The sequence below is a fragment of the Veillonella intestinalis genome, from assembly GCF_943192895.1.
Classification (GTDB): Bacteria; Bacillota; Negativicutes; order Veillonellales; family Veillonellaceae; genus Veillonella_A; species Veillonella_A intestinalis.
Genome location: NZ_CALPCB010000005.1, coordinates 51,446 through 68,323 on the forward strand (window position 1 = coordinate 51,446; position 16,878 = coordinate 68,323).

Sequence of the window (16,878 nt, forward strand, 5' to 3'; positions counted from 1 at the left end):
AATAAACTTATGGAGTTTCATAAATCAACACTTTATTGATATGTTGCTTCAATTCCACCATCTTATAAAGTGGCGTATTAGCAAAATACGGTTGTAATTTTTCAGGCACAATAATCATGGCTTGTAACGGCACTGGATTATCAATCGGCATTGGGGCCGTCGCCTTTTCACCCATTGGTAAGCGCGTAGGACGCCCTTGATTATTAGTCATGGACCGTAAAATACGCTCTTCATTATACTGTGTTACTTCAAACTGTTGCACCACTTCAGCGACTGTCTTGGTAGGCATAGTATTTTTACCTTCCCAGGCAGCACTTCGCTTCTCACGGATTGACGGAATGGCGTCATCTTCAATCTTTGTAACCTCTTTGTCTGCATAATACACTAAAGAAGCGCTATAATTACCGTAAAAATAAATATTACCATCATACTTAGCTACAATCGGCGCGTAAACTTCTGAGGATCGTTGCTCAATAAGAGGCTGTACCCCTTCATGAATGACTAACCCGGCAATAGCCATAGTGGCAAAAGCAATCACAACAGGCAACATATAACGCTTTCTATTCATGTACATAAGGACTGTTAATATAATCCCTACTACAATAAATACATAGAGTAAATACCAAAAGCCCCAAGGTACAAAGAAGCTGGCCACGCCAAACAAAATCCACAAGAAAAAGGCTGGTCCCATAAGAATCCACCAACGTTTACATGGTGTACCTGGTCGCAATAGTTTAACTACCCCAAAAGCGCCTAAGAAGCTAAAAGGAATTAAACTAATAAAGGTATAGGTTGGATATTTAGTCGCCATGAGGGAGTAAAATAACAACGTACCCCACCCCATGACCATAGAGAACACATAAAATGGTTGTTTCAAACGCCAACCATAATACATACCATATATAATCGCTCCAGTCCAAGGCAATGAAGCAATCGGGAACATGGCTAAATAATACCACCAATGATTCACATCAGGATGTTCTGATTGCGTAGCTCGCACTACATTATGAAGACCTAAGAAACCATCAATAAACTCTTGACCATGCGTCAAATACATGTATCCGTACCAAGGTAAAACAACAATAATAAATGCCAATATACCTTGCCAAACAAAAATATAACGGAACATGCGCCACGAACGCATAACCAAGGCATACACTAACAATAAAATACCTGGTAATACAAGGGCGACTGGCCCTTTAGTAAGAACCCCTAGGCCGGCAAAAATATAAGCCCATACCATAAAGCGTGTCTTACCTTCGGTCAAACCACGATACGCATACGCAAAAGTACCAATCGTAGCCCATAGGAGTACCATATCTGTTACAATACCCCTAGCTAAGAGCCAGAATTCTAAAGATGAACCTAAGATCATGGCGCTCCACAAGGATAACAAGCGACGGCCTGAAATACTGCGTACCACCTGATAAAATAAACCAACGCTTAGCGCTCCAAAGAGAGCGGCCGGGAAACGAGCTGCAAAATCAGTAAAACCAAATAATTTATAACTTAAGCCGATAAGCCAATAAATCATAATCGGCTTATCATACCAATAATTATGATAAATTTGTGGCGATAACCAATCACCAGTTACTACCATTTCCTTTGCCGTCAGTGCATAATTAGACTCTACCGGATCAGTCACCGGCAGTCCTCCATTACCAATAGCATACATAGCCAAAGCAATGAGGAAACAAATAACGGTCAAACGATGAAGCCGCATCAAATCCCTCCTTAGTCTTGCTGGGTATCCTGTGTATCAGACGACGTAGCGGCCGCTTTTTTCTTTTTATTGCGATAATAATGAATACCAAAGAAAAGGGCAATCACAGCAAAAACAGCAAGCATAATCACTAAAAATTCGTGATTATATTCAATCAAATCTTGCCAATGCTCACCTAATTTAACACCTAACCATACGAGAAGAATCGTCCAAGGAATAGTGCCTAATAAAGTCCAAATCACAAAGCGCCCCATAGGGTAACGGGCAATCCCTGCCGGAAACGATATGAATGTACGAATCCCTGGCAATAAACGACCAAAAAATACAGCAGCGCCACCATATTTATTGAACATTTTTTCTGCCATTTCAAATTTATGCTCATTAAAGAAAATATAGGAGCCATATTTTTTTAATAATGGACGACCACCATGTTCACCCATCCAATACGATAGTACTGAGCCAACTACGCCAGCAGCGGTAGCTACAATCATAGTCATATTCATTTCAAACACACCTTGTGCGATCAGATAACCAGAAAAGCCCAATACAATTTCACTAGGAATCGGCACATTGGCATTTTCTAATACCATGGCGATAAACATAGCCGCATACCCATAAGTTTCTAAAAATGAAATTAAATACTCCACGTTTTGTAATCTCCTTTACGAATACAATCCATTACCTCAGTATATTCATTTCTATGAGCCTGCAGTGTCAACATAGTTTCCACTACGAATGGACTACCTCGTCGAACCACCACTAGATACTGTACGCTCATAAAAATAAATATTCAAATTTAAAATATTATGTACTACACTAAATTTTATTTTACCATATTTTGCTAAAAATTAATATAAAATCCCCTTTTTTAAGGAAAATCCTTATAAAATGTCTCTTAAGAGAGGATAAACGTAAAAAGAGTCGTAGAGCAAGCTTACTCCACGACTCTAAATTAATTCTTACGCACCAAATACGTCTTGTAATACAATCGTCTGTTTACGATTAGGACCAACAGATACAATACCAAGACGAACACCTGTTACTTCTGAAATGCGTTCTACATAACGACGTGCATTTTCTGGTAACTCTTCATAGTTGCGAATATGGCTAATATCAGTCTGCCAACCAGGTAATGTTTCGTATACTGGTTGACATTTTTCTAATTCTTGTAAATCAGCAGGGAACCCTTTTACTGGTTCACCATTTAACGTATAACCAATACAAATTTTTAACTCTGGCAATTTATCTAAAATATCAAGACGAGTAATCGCCAAATAATCAAGACTGTTCAAGTCTGCTGCATAACTAACTACAGCTAAATCTAACCAACCGCAACGGCGAGGACGACCTGTTACAGTACCAAACTCACGACCTGTTTCACGAAGCAAATCGCCGGTTTCATCTAATAACTCAGATGGGAATGGGCCAGCCCCTACACGGGTAGCATACGCTTTAACAACCCCTACAATATTTTTCAAATAGTTAGGACCTACACCAGCACCTACTGAAGCACCTCCAGAAATTGGATGGGAGCTTGTTACGAATGGATATGTACCATGGTCAAGGTCAAGCATAGTAGCCTGTGCCCCTTCAAATAATACTTTTTTACCATCTTTAATGTAGGACACTACATTGTAGTTTGTATCCGCTACATATTGACGTAAACGGTCTGCATAGCCTAAATACTCTTTAAGAATTTCATAATAATCTACTGGCTCTGCACCATATACATCACGCAAAATTTTATTTTTAAGCTTTACATTATATGTTAATTTTTCTTTGAAAACTTCTTCATTCATCAAATCGCAAATACGAATGCCAATACGATTTACTTTATCCGCATAGCATGGGCCAATACCATTTTTAGTGGTGCCAATAGAAAGAGCCCCTTTAGATGCTTCTTCCGCTTCATCCAAACGATTATGATAAGGCAAGATTACATGAGCACGATTGGAAATCTGTAAAGTTTTAGCACTTTTTCCTTCTCGTTCCAAGTTTTCAATTTCACCTAATAATACTTTAGGATCGATAACCGTACCAGTACCTACAACATTGATTTTGTCATCATACAAAATCCCACTAGGTAATAAACGAAGAGCAAATGCTTTATCGTCAACCACTACGGTATGTCCAGCATTATTGCCACCTTGACTGCGTACTACCACGTCTGCCTGTTCTGCTAAATAATCTACGATTTTACCTTTTCCTTCGTCGCCCCACTGGGTGCCGATAACCATACTGGTTGCCATAATATTAAACCTCCATTTATCTCACATAGTGTCAGTTGTTGGTATGGCCTACTCTAAATCAGAGTATTCATACACCTCATTATAGCATACCTTTGAAAAGCGTGCATTAGGTAGTTGAGGATAAAAGAGAGATTACTTTAACCATAATCTATTTCTTCAATAAACACAAGAAAAAGGTGCATCTTAGAAAGTAAAACATCTAGTTCCAAGATACACCTTTAATGTATTTATATTCTATTGTATGTCTATATTATAACCCAAAGCGAGCCATAATAGTATCTACATGACGAAGCATACGATGTGGATCAAATAAATGATCTATTTCTTCATCATTCAAATATTTTTTAATATCTTCATCACCTTTTAGACCGGCTTTAAAGTCTTTACCTTCTAACCAACGAGCCATAGCATGACGCTGTACCCAACGATATGCTTGGTCACGAACAGCTCCTTTATCAACCAAGGCTGTCAAAATTTGTTGACTGAAAATTAAACCACCCGTTAATTCCAAATTTTTCATCATGTTTTCTGGATATACTAGTAATTTATCAATTACTTTAATTGTTAAGGATAACATGTAATCCACTGTAATAGTGCTATCTGGTAAAATAACGCGTTCTACCGAACTATGAGAAATATCACGTTCGTGCCACAAAGCTACATCTTCCATAGCTGCTTGTGCATTACCGCGCACCACGCGAGCTAAGCCACAAATACGTTCACAAGTAATTGGATTGCGTTTATGAGGCATAGCGGAAGATCCTTTTTGTTTAGGGCTGAAATATTCTTCAGCTTCGCGCACTTCTGTACGTTGTAAATGACGAATTTCTAATGCAATTTTATCCAAGGTACTAGCAATAATAGCTAAGGTACTACAAAGTTCAGCATGACGGTCACGTTGAACAACCTGAGTAGCAATTTTAACTGGTTCCAAACCAAGTTTTTCACATACATATTTTTCAATAAATGGATCATTTACTGAGTAAGTACCTACAGCACCAGACATCTTGCCAACAGCTACATTTTTCTTAGCATGTTCCAAACGTTCAATATCTCGTTCAATTTCAGCCATCCAAAGGCAAAGTTTTAAACCAAATGTAGTCGGTTCGCCATGAATCCCATGAGTACGCCCCACCATCGGTGTATATTTAAATTCAGCAGCTCGACGACGAAGTACATCACGCAAAGTATGTAAATCTTCCAAAATAATATCACAAGCTTGTTTCATCATAGCTCCAAGCGCTGTATCTTTTACGTCCGTAGATGTTAAGCCAAGATGAATATATTTCGCTTCTTCCCCTACATATTCACCTACTGCAGTTACGAAGGAAATAATATCATGATTTGTTTCTTTTTCGATTTCGTGAATACGTTCTACGTCAAAATTAGCTTTTTCACGAATCACTTTAGCTGCTTCTTTAGGAATGGTTCCCAATTCCGCTTGTGCTTCACAAGCTAAAATTTCAACTTCCAACATTTGTTCAAATTCATTACGTTCGCTCCAAATGTGGCCCATTTTTTCTCTTGTATACCGTTGAATCATGTGTGTTAAACCTCCATGAAAATGACTGAATAATCTCATTTCATTCTATCATAGGACCTATAAGGGGTCAATATAAATAGCCGAACATTATAAAGTTAAAATTAAATAACATTCGGTTTTTAACTACACCTGACGATAGAAATAAATAACTTCTGTACCAGTTTTAGCAAAGGCCGCCCCTGTTACATAAGGGTGATCAAAGGTTGTGCCTACATTGAAAACATAATATTCATACGCATCTCCTAAAGGCTGCGATGTATAGGTATACGAATAATAGCCTAATAGATTTTGTTGCAATTCTTTATTAGTCGCTTCATCAAACAATTGTGAGGTAGCTTGTAAGTGCAAAGTCTGTGTCTTAGCGTCAATGCTATCGCTCCAGAAATCACGCCATGGACCTAAATTACTCAATTCCTTAGATACATTAAAGCGATAATCTGGTAATAGTTCACGTAAGCTATGAGCATAGCGCATATCAGTAGTAGATTCCATTTTAATATACACAGAGCGACTATCCTCTAAATTCGTTTGCATAATGGCTAATTTCATCGCCTCTGCACGATATGGTGCCAACTCATTAACTGTTCCTTTGAACGCAACTTGTGCTTCACCGCCCGCTTTACCAAATTGAGGTACATAAAATACTTGCACATCCTTAGCAAAACTAGGAATTTCTTTTGGGAATCCATCAAAGGCAGGAATCTGTTTATATTGTGTTACATCTGTCATCGGTAACGCTACCTTCAAGGCTTGTTGGCGATATAAAGAATTACTACTATTTGTCAATTCTGTTTTGGCCGTTGATGCTGGTAAATAGGCCTCTAATAATTTCTTTGGTACGCCTCGTTCGGCTAACGGCGCTCCAGTCACAACAGAATCTGCGGTCGTATAATTAACTACATCTTGTAAGCCGCCAGTCGGCACTGTCGCCGCCATAGCACTGCCTGAAACAAAAGTGACCCCCAACAAAGCTAAGAGCCATTTTTTACGAATTACATTCACAAACACTGTACATAACCTCCTTTATCCTTCAGCTAATACATTCCTTTAATTTTAGTATATCGAAATTTACACGCATTTCCTATATATACTATTTTACCAGTTTTTATAATATCTGTGTGCCTATTCTTTATAAAATCGTAACGCAATTTAAAATATAGCTAGACCTTTTATTTACTTAACATCTTCACTTAATTTTTTTAACATCGATAACAAAGTCTCTTGTTCTGTAGTGTCTAAATGAGCCATACTAGCTTGAATGGCTTGCACATTACGAGGTGCTAATTCACTAATAATATCATAGCCTGCTTTTGTTAAATGTAAAATACAGACTCTTCGGTCCTTAGGATCATCTAAACGTTCAATATAATTCAACTTCACCAAATTATTAACGATTAACGAGATGGTACCAACTGTACTTAAAATACGTTCACGCACTTCGCCTACCGTCATATCACCTTTACTATATAAGGCTTCCAAAACCATAAACTGACTAAAAGTTAAGCCATATTCAGCCGCTAAATCAGCAGTTTTTTTATCTAAGGTATTTACATTGCGATGTAAACCAATTAATATTTTCATCTCCGTCGGCGTCAAACTATCACCTCTCTATTCTTTACATATCTAATTAGATACATCTTACCGAGGAACCTTATTTTTGTAAAGTAAAAGGCATAAAAAAACGCTACATACTCGTCAATTCCAACGAGTATGTAGCGTTAATATATTTATCCTTTAAGCTTGAGGTGCTACAGTTGTAGTTTCTACACGAACTACATCTTTATAAGGATATGCACAAAGGGTAGCCATAGCTTGGCCTACTTCTTCAAAATCATCATTTGTCAATTCGGGATTAATATTGCCAATACTAATATTTTTTACCTTTTTATCGCCTAAATCTAAACGAATCTGAATTTTTACTACTTCTTTTACTGCTACGTCTGCCATAATTAACCTCCTAAATACTTCAATCACACTGCTTACAATATTCACAATACTTGTACTAAGCAAACTTACTTTATACACAAAACATCCTTAATCAATCGTCCCTTCTAATTCTCCTAGAATATCGGTACTTCTAGCAGTAGTCGGCACGTCTAATCCTCCTATGCCACAATCGGAGCACTAGTATTGTCTACCATATACGCCCCTTTAAAAGCAGTTAATACTTTACCTTTAGCACTTGCCATTAAATGCTTAGCTAACACCATATCAGCTACAGTTTTAACAGCTCCCAAAGTAACATCTGCTTTTGGTACAGAAATACGTACCGTAGTTTCCTTATTATCTTCATCTAAAAATACGAGTTGTAATTCATGTTTTAAAATATTTACATTGCCTGTTGCCATAATTGCCTCCTAAATCGGTACTGCTCTTAGTCATCTATGACTAAAAAGCATACATCTCACGAATTAAAATAAAATCTATCTTAAATGAAAAGTACATGTACTCTGACTTTCTCAACATTCTCATTGACCATTTGCAAACGCCATAAGCGGTTTTACTTACTTCGTAAGCCCGCTTACACCCCTATACATTCCACCTTAAGGGTCCTGTCAAGTCGAAAAATCTAAAATAAATGTCCGCGCAATGTCCATATGCAAAATTTTCAATCTATATTCAAATTTGCCCCTTTCTTTTCTAATCTGAAAAATAGTATAATGAGGTGTATCTTGTATATGATAAGTAATATCATATACAAGATATTGATTTATAAAACTTTTCAAAATAACTCAACGATAATCCATGTATTTAGAGGGACTGAGTTTTTTTAAGCCAATTAATTAACACTTTGTAAAGGGAAGGAAACGTATTTCATGGCTATTATGATTAAAAAACGAGACGGCCATTATGAACCGCTCTCAGTAGAAAAAACGAAAAAAATGATTGCTTTTGCTTGCTTGGGGCTCGATAGTTGCGATCCTATCGAACTAGAAATGGACTCCAAACTCCAATTCGTTGATGGTATGAGCACCAAAGAAATTCAAAAAATTCTCGTACAAACAGCGATTGAAAAAGTAATCCAAAAAGCAGACGACGGTTTCGGCAACATGGTAAATCGCATGAACCAAGACTGGCAATATGTAGCGGCTCGACTTTTCCTTTTCGACCTATATAAAGAAGCAGCTATCCAGCGTAAATATAAAGCTTTTGGCTACGGCAATTTCCCAGCCCTAGTTAAAACCTTGGTTGAAGCTAATCGCTACGCCGATTTTTTCCTCACTAAATATACACCAGAAGAATTAGAAGAATTGGGCGACTATATTAAACCTAAACGGGACTATTTATTTAACTACGAAGGCATTAAATTATTAGCTGATCGTTACCTAGTAAAAGGTTACAATAAAGAAGTATACGAATTACCACAAGAACGTTTTATGGCTATCGCTATGCATTTAGCCCTCATTGAAGGAGACCGCAAAGTAGAATTTGCTAAAAAATTCTATGACTTAATGAGTACCTTAAAAATGACTACGGCTACACCAACCTTGGCTAATGCAGGTACGCCATTTCATCAGCTCAGCAGTTGCTTTATCTCTGGTGTAGACGATAATTTATGGTCTATTTATGATGTAAACAGCAAGTTCTCCCGCGTATCTAAACACGGTGGTGCTCTTGGGATTTACATGGGCCGTGTTCGTGCCTTAAACAGTGACATCCGCGGTTATAAAAACTCCTCTGGTGGCGTTATTCCTTGGATTCGTTTATATAATGATACAGCCGTTGCCGTTGACCAATTAGGTAAACGTAAAGGCGGTGCTACTGTAACCCTTGATATTTGGCACAAAGACTTCTATGAATTTGTAGAACTTCGTACAAATAATGGGGATGATCGTCGTAAAGCACATGATATTTTCCCAGCGGTTGCTATTCCAGATATTTTCATGGAACGCCTTTTAGCTCGTGAAAACTTCAGTCTATTCGACCCTCATGAAGTACAACAAGTAATGGGCTTTAACTTAGAAGATTTCTATGACGACGATGATAAAAAAGCATTTACAGAACATTACTTACTCTGTGAAAACAATCCAGAGCTTCACTCAATTCAAGTTAGCGCCCTCGATATGATGAAGAAAATCATGCGCAGTGCTGTTGAAACCGGTACACCATTCATTTTCTTCCGTGATACAGCTAATCGCACAAACCCTAACAAACATGCGGGCATGATTTACGCATCTAACTTATGTCACGAAATTGCACAGAACGTTGGTTTTACTAATCTTTCTGATGAAACCATCCACCCAGATGGCTCTATTTCTACCAAAACTATCACTGGTGACATGGTAACTTGTAACTTAAACTCCATTAATCTTGGTAAAATCACTGACGAAGAATTAGAAGAAAATGTAGCCCTTCAAATTCGTATGTTAGACAATGTTATTTCCATTAACCAATTCCCTGTGCCAGAAGCTAAGATGACAAGCGAAAAATACCGCGCCATCGGCCTTGGTACAAGTGGCTACCACCACTACTTGGTGCGTCATCAAATTCAATGGGAAACAGAAGAACATATTGAAGCAGCCGACAAATTGTTTGAAAACATTGCTTACTACGCTATAAAAGCATCCATGGAACTAGCCAAAGAAAAAGGGGCTTACCCTGCCTTCAAAGGCTCCGAATGGGAAACTGGTGCTTACTTTGAGCGCCGTGGCTATACGTCTGAACGTTGGCAACAACTTCGCAAAGATGTAGCTAAATACGGTCTTCGTAACGGTTATCTTATGGCGATTGCCCCTACTGGCAGTACCTCCAATATAGCCAACACAACCGCTGGTATTGACCCAATCTTCAAAAAATTCTTCATCGAAGAAAAGAAAGGTAGCTTCACCCCTAAAACAGCGCCAGATCTTGATAATTCTACCTTCTGGCTCTACAAAGAAGCGCATACCATCGACCAACAATGGAGCATTCGTGCGTGCGCTGCCCGTCAACGTCACATTGACCAGGCACAATCTTTTAACTTGTACATTACACCACAGATGAAGGCCAAAGAAATTCTTAACTTATATGTAGAAGCGTACAAACAAGGGGTTAAAACAATTTACTACATTCGTAACCAATCTCTTGAAATGGATGAATGCACTAGCTGTTCCTCTTAATACCAAAATATTTCAGACGTTTTACAAACAGTCATGCTATACTAAAGGAAAGGCCCTCTTACGGAGGGCCTATCACTGAATCTAGAAAGGGTGAATACCATTATGGAAAAAAAATTAATTTTTAACGAACACGGCGAACGTGGCACAGAAAGTATGATTGGCGGTAACACCACCAACTTACGCGAATGGAACCGCATTAAATACGATTGGGCTACCACCCTCTATCGCACAATGCTTAACAACTTCTGGATTCCAGAAGAGATCTCACTTAACGAAGATATTAAACAGTTCCCATTCCTTACTGACAGCGAACGTCGCGCTTTCGATAAAATTATTTCTTTCCTCAACTTCCTTGACTCCATTCAAAGTGAAAATTTACCCAACTTAAGTCGTTATGTAACGGCCGCTGAAGTAGCGTCACTACTTAATATTCAAGCATTCCAAGAAGAAATTCACGCCCAAAGTTATTCCTATATTTTGGACACCGTAACCAATCCGATTACTCGTGACCGCATTTATGACGAATGGCGTACCGATGAACACCTCTTGGCTCGTAACCGCTTCATTGCTGACATCTACCAACGCTTCAGCGATGATCCATCGGAACACAACTTAATTCGCACAATCATGGCGAACTACATCCTTGAAGGGATTTACTTCTACTCTGGTTTCAGCTTCTTCTATACCTTAGCGCGCCAAGGTAAAATGACCGCTACTAGTACGATTTTCAAATATATCAATCGTGACGAAGTAACCCATCTTGTATTATTCCAGAACATTATTCGTGAACTTCGTCAAGAACGACCTGAGTTATTTACCCCAGAATTAGAAGAAGAATTGACAGACATGCTTCGCCAAGGTACTGAAAATGAAATCGCTTGGGGCCAATATATTACTGATGACAAAATTCTCGGTATTAATAATGTTCTCATTGAACGCTACATTAAATACTTAGCTAACCTTCGTCTTGATGCGATTGGTCTTAAACCGCTATATCCAGAAATTAAAGAAAATCCAATGGCTTGGATTGAAAGTTTCTCCAATCTTAATAGCACTAAAACAGACTTCTTTGAAGCAAAAGTAACAAACTATACTAAGGCAGCTGCCTTCGATTTTGATGACTTGGAATAAAAGACTTTACACTCATTTTGAAAATGTTTTGTAAAAAAGACTTGCCAAATGAAAAACATAGGTTTATAATGTTGGCAATCACTTTTAGAAAGGAGCCAATACAATGAGTATGCAAATCAGCACATTAAACAGCCAATACTTCTATTTTTGGTTCTTTATCCAGTCTACGGGTAAAGGACTATTTGGGCTACGCTGATTTAGGTATCATTGATGGCTTAGTATAGTTAGGGAGCTACCCGTAGTGCACGCGGGTGGCTCCCTTTTTGTATACTTGATAACGATATGATGTTTGATAGATAGAAGGATAGTATTATGGAAGAAACACATTTTCAAATATTCATTACGGAAAAAAGAGGAGAGATTACTATGATTATCACACTAAGAGAAAATGCAACCCCAGAGAAAATTCAAGAATTATCAGCTAAATTAGAAGCCCAAGGTGTTATCTTACACCCAGTGCAAGGGAGCAACTACTCCCTCATCGGACTAATTGGCGATACTTCACTACTCGACAAACGACAAATCGAGTCCCTTGATATTGTTGAGAAAGTAACACGCATTCAAGAGCCTTTCAAAAAAGCAAATCGTAAATTCCATCCAGAAGATACAGTCGTTGATGTAAGTGGCGTAAAAATCGGTGGTGGCCACTTCGCCATCATGGCTGGTCCTTGTTCCGTAGAAACACCAGAACAAGTAATTGCAACAGCTAAAGCGGTAAAAGAAGCGGGTGCTACTATTCTTCGTGGCGGTGCGTTCAAACCTCGTACCTCTCCATACTCCTTCCAAGGTATGGGCCCTGAAGGACTCGAACTCTTAATTTTAGCAAAAAAAGAAACTGGTCTACCTATCGTTTCAGAAGTCATGGACCCATCACAACTACAATACTTCGATGATGTAGATATGCTTCAAATCGGCGCACGAAATATGCAAAACTTCACCTTATTGAAAGAAGTAGGTAAGCTCAATAAACCCGTTCTCTTAAAACGTGGTCTTAGCGCAACTTACGAAGAATGGTTAATGGCTGCAGAATACATCATGAGTGAAGGCAATACGCAAATCGTCCTTTGTGAACGCGGTATTCGTACCTTTGAAACTAAAACTCGTAATACCTTAGATGTAACCGCTATTCCTATGATTCATGAACTTAGCCATTTACCAATAATCATGGACCCTAGCCATGCAGCTGGTATGAGCCGTATGGTTCGACCTTTATCGCTCGCTTCCACTGGTGGCGGTGCTGACGGCCTTATGATTGAAGTTCACATCGATCCTGCTAAAGCCCTTTGCGATGGACCACAAGCACTACGTCCAGACCAATTCGCCGCCCTTACTAAAGAAGTATTCGCTTTACGCGACGTATTGAGTAAGTAATGGGCCATTGTATGTAAACTTCACCAAAGCCACGATAGCCTAACGCTGGCAACTCGTGGCTTTTTTATACTAATCATTGTATACTCAGAATAGATACGTATTCAATTGCATGAGAAAGGATAGTCTATGGAACGAATTCACATCGATGCCTCTACGTCCTATGATGTTATTATCGAAGAAGAAGCACTCCAGCATATTGCCCAATATATTAAGCCTCTCAAAAGTCCACGACCTACCATTATTGTCAGCGATGATCTAGTAGCAACCCACTATTTAGACTGCGTTAAAGCACAACTTGAATCAGCAGGCTATACGGTCTATACCTATGTATTTCCCCATGGAGAAACTGAAAAAAATGCACAACGACTCCTTCATTTAGTGGAATATATGGCAGAAAAGGCCTTAACTCGCAAGGACTTACTCATTGCTCTCGGTGGCGGTGTAGTGGGTGATATGGCAGGCTTTGCTGCCGCCACCTATTTACGGGGCATTGATTATGTGCAAATTCCTACCTCCCTACTCGCAGCGGTAGATTCTTCTGTCGGCGGTAAAACAGCAGTCAATTTATCGGCCGGTAAAAATTTATGGGGTGCTTTTAAACAACCTATTCTCGTACTCTGTGATCCTACGACATTACAAACCTTACCAGCCGAAGAATTTGCTAATGGCTGTGGGGAAATCATCAAGTACGGTATGCTAGGCTATCCAGAATTATTACAAGATTTACAAACCAAACCATTAGAACAAGGTGACTTACCCCATATAGAATCAATTATTGCCCTTTGTGTGAAAGCTAAAGCAGCTATTGTAAGTCAAGATGAGCGAGAAAGTGGCATTCGAGCGCTCCTCAATTTCGGTCACACCTTTGGTCACGGTATCGAACAGTTAAGTCATTTCAAAATAAAACATGGCATGGCTGTCAGTATTGGTATGGCCCTCATGATGCGTTCCGCTTATAAAGCTGGTTATTTAAACCAAGCAGAACTTACTGCATTTTTAGACTTACTGATTAAACATAATTTACCAATTCACACAGACTATTCAGCATCTGACTTATGCCAAGCAGCTTTGCACGATAAAAAAAGTCAAGGAGAAACGATTACTATCGTTCGCCCTATCCAATGGGGCCATTGTGATTTAGTCACCATTCCCCATAACGAATTACCAAACCATGTAGTTAAGGAGGTGTAATATGCCTATATCCACCACAATCAAACAAGCCGTTCCACATGGTACTATCGCGGCTATTCCAGCTAAAGCCCATGCACATAGAGCTTTAATTGCCGCCGCCTTAGCCGATAGTCCATCTTCACTTATTATTGCGCATTATTCCGAAGACATTGATGCAACCATTGCCTCCTTGCAAGGTTTAGGCGCTCACATAGAAAAAATAGCGACAGGTGTAACTGTAACCCCTATTGCGCAATCAGAAACAATTCAAAACACAACAATTAATGCTCATGAATCGGGTACAACTTTGCGATTACTTTTACCAGTCGGTTCAGCCCTTAGTGAATCAACTAACGTCACAGCCGCAGGTCGTTTACCTGAGCGCCCGCTAGAGCCGTTAAAAAGTCAACTAGAAGACCATGGTGTTCGCTTTTCAGCGCCTAAACCACCCTTTACTATGACTGGTAAGCTTAAAGGTGGTACCTTTGAAATGGTAGGCAATGTTAGCAGCCAGTTTTTCTCTGGCTTACTGTTAGCAGCCCCTAAAATAGCACCTGTAACCATTCATAGCACTACAGCCCTACAATCTCGAGACTATGTAGAATTAACCCGTAAAGTTATGGCTGATTTTGGCGTCTTAACCACAGTAAGTGATGATGGCAATACATTTACAGTACCATCCAAACAACACTACGAAGGTCGTCAAGACTATCCTATTGAAGGAGATTGGTCTAATAGTGCCATTTGGCTCGTAGCAGCAGCTATGACAGGTAACACCCTAACAATTACTAATCTGCAAGCAGACTCTACCCAAGCTGATAAACGCATTATAGATATTATTACCTCCACTGGTGCCACCGTAACATGGCAGAATGACAACATGTCCTCAAATTTACATTGTTCAGGTCATGCTCTTAGCCCTATTACAGTAGATTTAGAACAATGCCCTGATTTACTCCCTGTACTAGCAGCCCTTGCTTGCAGTATTGAAGGGGAAAGCTGGTTTATGAATGGTGAGCGACTTCGTTTGAAAGAGTCTGATCGCCTTGCTGCCGTCGAAGAATTGGTCGCTACCTTAGGTGGCGAAGCACGAGTGGAAGGGGATAATTTATATATTACTGGTACAGGGCGTCTTTTGGGAGGTACGGTGCATTCCCATAACGATCATCGCCTAGTAATGGCCGCTACATTAATGGCGCTTATCAGTGAAGAGCCCGTTACCATCACCGATAGTGATGCTATTAACAAATCCTATCCCCTATTTTTTGAACACTGGAATCAACTTGGTGGCGACGCTATAAAAACGAAATAGCACTCATTTTAAAAATTATATATTTCTAAATATAATTTTGCGAACTCTATATTTGCTTTTATATATTTTTATATATTTTTTATGTGTGTTTATAGCCTTTTATATAATTTACTTATATTATATGTTTTTATCACTTTAATTTAATCCCTAGGAGGCCCTTCTATGAGCTCTAGTTTTGGTAAAAATCTTAAAATTTCCGTATTTGGCGCCTCTCATGGCACCGCTATTGGAGCCGTCGTAGATGGCCTCCCTTGTGGTTTTACCATTGATGAAAGCGCACTCTTACGCTTTATGAAACGTCGTGCCCCTGGGCAAAGTTTAGTAACCACGCAACGCAAAGAAGCTGATAAACCTCACTTTTTAGCGGGCCTTGTAAACAGCCAATTAAGTGGTTCCCCTCTTGCCTTTTATATTGAAAATACCAATCAACACTCCAAAGATTATAATAATCTACGCGATGTGCCACGCCCTTCCCATGCAGACTATACCGCTCGTATGCGCTATGGCGAAGCAGTAGATATGCGTGGTGGCGGTCACTTTTCAGGGCGCTTAACAGCGCCACTCTGCTGTGCTGGCGGTGTGGCCTTACAAATTTTAAAAGCAAAGGGCATTGAAATAGGCGCTCATTTACGACAAATTGGTCCTATTAAAGATAAACCAATCAGCTTCACCAAACCCGCTATGGCAGATTTACAAAAAGCTGGTTTAGAAACAGTAGCGATGATTTCTCCGCAAGAACGGCTACGAGCTATTACTTATATTGACGAACTACGTCAAGCTGGTAATTCTACTGGTGGCATTATTGAAGTATTTGCTACGGGCTTACCAGCAGGACTTGGCAATCCAAACTTTGATGGCATTGAAAATCGCTTATCCCAAGCAATTTTTGGCATTCCTGGTGTAAAAGGCGTTGCCTTTGGCAGTGGTTTTGAAGGTTGTCTTAGCACTGGTGGCGAGCAAAATGACCCCTTTATGTTAGAGGACGGAATCGTTCGTACGTTGAATAATAATAGTGGTGGTATCCAAGGTGGCATTACTAATGGCATGCCTTTAATTCTTCAAGTTGGCATGAAACCAACAGCTTCTATTGCTAAAGTACAACCAAGTTTCAGTTATGACAAGCAAGAAAATGTAGACCTTCAAATTAAAGGTCGCCATGACCCTTGTATTGCAGTCCGTGCCGTACCTGTTGTCGAAGCTGTTACCGCCTTAGTTCTATTAGATTTTTTATTAGATAACAATATACAATTTGATGCTACTACTAGCGAAAGGAAGTAACC

At 39.2% G+C, this 16,878-nt stretch carries 14 protein-coding genes; 6 read left to right on the forward strand and 8 right to left on the reverse strand.

Going from position 1 to position 16,878, the window contains the following annotated elements; translation table 11 throughout:
• Positions 1 to 7 precede the first annotated feature (7 nt).
• From NFR27_RS05020 to NFR27_RS05055, 8 genes are all read right to left on the reverse strand, one after another.
• On the reverse strand, positions 8 to 1,723 hold the full coding sequence (locus NFR27_RS05020) for an ArnT family glycosyltransferase (protein ID WP_251441928.1): 1,716 nt from the start codon (positions 1,721 to 1,723) through the stop codon (positions 8 to 10).
• 11 nt (positions 1,724 to 1,734) lie between these two features.
• Entirely contained in the window at positions 1,735 to 2,370 is a 636-nt protein-coding gene (locus tag NFR27_RS05025) for a DedA family protein (RefSeq protein ID WP_251441926.1), read from the reverse strand.
• A 312-nt stretch (positions 2,371 to 2,682) separates the two neighbouring features.
• On the reverse strand, positions 2,683 to 3,972 hold the full coding sequence (locus tag NFR27_RS05030; RefSeq protein WP_251454688.1) for an adenylosuccinate synthase: 1,290 nt from the start codon (positions 3,970 to 3,972) through the stop codon (positions 2,683 to 2,685).
• 250 nt (positions 3,973 to 4,222) lie between these two features.
• Positions 4,223 to 5,515, reverse strand: a complete 1,293-nt coding sequence (purB, locus tag NFR27_RS05035; protein WP_251441920.1) for an adenylosuccinate lyase — start codon at positions 5,513 to 5,515, stop codon at positions 4,223 to 4,225.
• 123 nt (positions 5,516 to 5,638) lie between these two features.
• A complete protein-coding gene (locus tag NFR27_RS05040; protein ID WP_251441916.1) occupies positions 5,639 to 6,523 on the reverse strand; it encodes a hypothetical protein in 885 nt (294 codons plus the stop codon).
• Between the two features lie 165 nt (positions 6,524 to 6,688).
• The gene (locus tag NFR27_RS05045) at positions 6,689 to 7,096 is read right to left on the reverse strand and encodes a MarR family winged helix-turn-helix transcriptional regulator (RefSeq protein ID WP_251441913.1); all 408 of its coding nucleotides are present in this window, start codon (positions 7,094 to 7,096) and stop codon (positions 6,689 to 6,691) included.
• Positions 7,097 to 7,249: 153 nt separating this feature from the next.
• Positions 7,250 to 7,462 carry a DUF1659 domain-containing protein gene (locus NFR27_RS05050; RefSeq protein WP_162099764.1) on the reverse strand — a complete coding sequence of 71 codons (213 nt, stop codon included), beginning with the start codon at positions 7,460 to 7,462 and terminating at the stop codon, positions 7,250 to 7,252.
• A gap of 158 nt (positions 7,463 to 7,620) precedes the next feature.
• Positions 7,621 to 7,863 (reverse strand): DUF2922 domain-containing protein, encoded by a 243-nt coding sequence (locus tag NFR27_RS05055; RefSeq protein ID WP_251441910.1) that lies wholly within the window; start codon positions 7,861 to 7,863, stop codon positions 7,621 to 7,623.
• Between the two features lie 468 nt (positions 7,864 to 8,331).
• Between NFR27_RS05055 and NFR27_RS05060 the strand changes: the two genes are divergently transcribed.
• From NFR27_RS05060 to aroC, 6 genes are all read left to right on the forward strand, one after another.
• Positions 8,332 to 10,614: a ribonucleoside-diphosphate reductase subunit alpha gene (locus NFR27_RS05060; RefSeq protein ID WP_251454690.1), complete on the forward strand. Its 2,283-nt coding sequence runs from the start codon at positions 8,332 to 8,334 to the stop codon at positions 10,612 to 10,614.
• 102 nt (positions 10,615 to 10,716) lie between these two features.
• The gene (locus NFR27_RS05065; protein WP_251441897.1) at positions 10,717 to 11,745 is read left to right on the forward strand and encodes a ribonucleotide-diphosphate reductase subunit beta; all 1,029 of its coding nucleotides are present in this window, start codon (positions 10,717 to 10,719) and stop codon (positions 11,743 to 11,745) included.
• 366 nt (positions 11,746 to 12,111) lie between these two features.
• Entirely contained in the window at positions 12,112 to 13,116 is a 1,005-nt protein-coding gene (gene aroF / locus NFR27_RS05070) for a 3-deoxy-7-phosphoheptulonate synthase (protein WP_251441895.1), read from the forward strand.
• 126 nt (positions 13,117 to 13,242) lie between these two features.
• Positions 13,243 to 14,307 carry a 3-dehydroquinate synthase gene (gene aroB, locus NFR27_RS05075; RefSeq protein WP_251441892.1) on the forward strand — a complete coding sequence of 355 codons (1,065 nt, stop codon included), beginning with the start codon at positions 13,243 to 13,245 and terminating at the stop codon, positions 14,305 to 14,307.
• Position 14,308: 1 nt separating this feature from the next.
• Complete coding sequence (aroA, locus tag NFR27_RS05080; protein ID WP_251441889.1) at positions 14,309 to 15,598, forward strand: 3-phosphoshikimate 1-carboxyvinyltransferase; 1,290 nt, start codon at positions 14,309 to 14,311, stop codon at positions 15,596 to 15,598.
• A 162-nt stretch (positions 15,599 to 15,760) separates the two neighbouring features.
• Positions 15,761 to 16,876, forward strand: coding sequence for a chorismate synthase (gene aroC, locus NFR27_RS05085; protein ID WP_251441886.1), 1,116 nt, complete (start codon positions 15,761 to 15,763; stop codon positions 16,874 to 16,876).
• Positions 16,877 to 16,878: the final 2 nt, after the last annotated feature.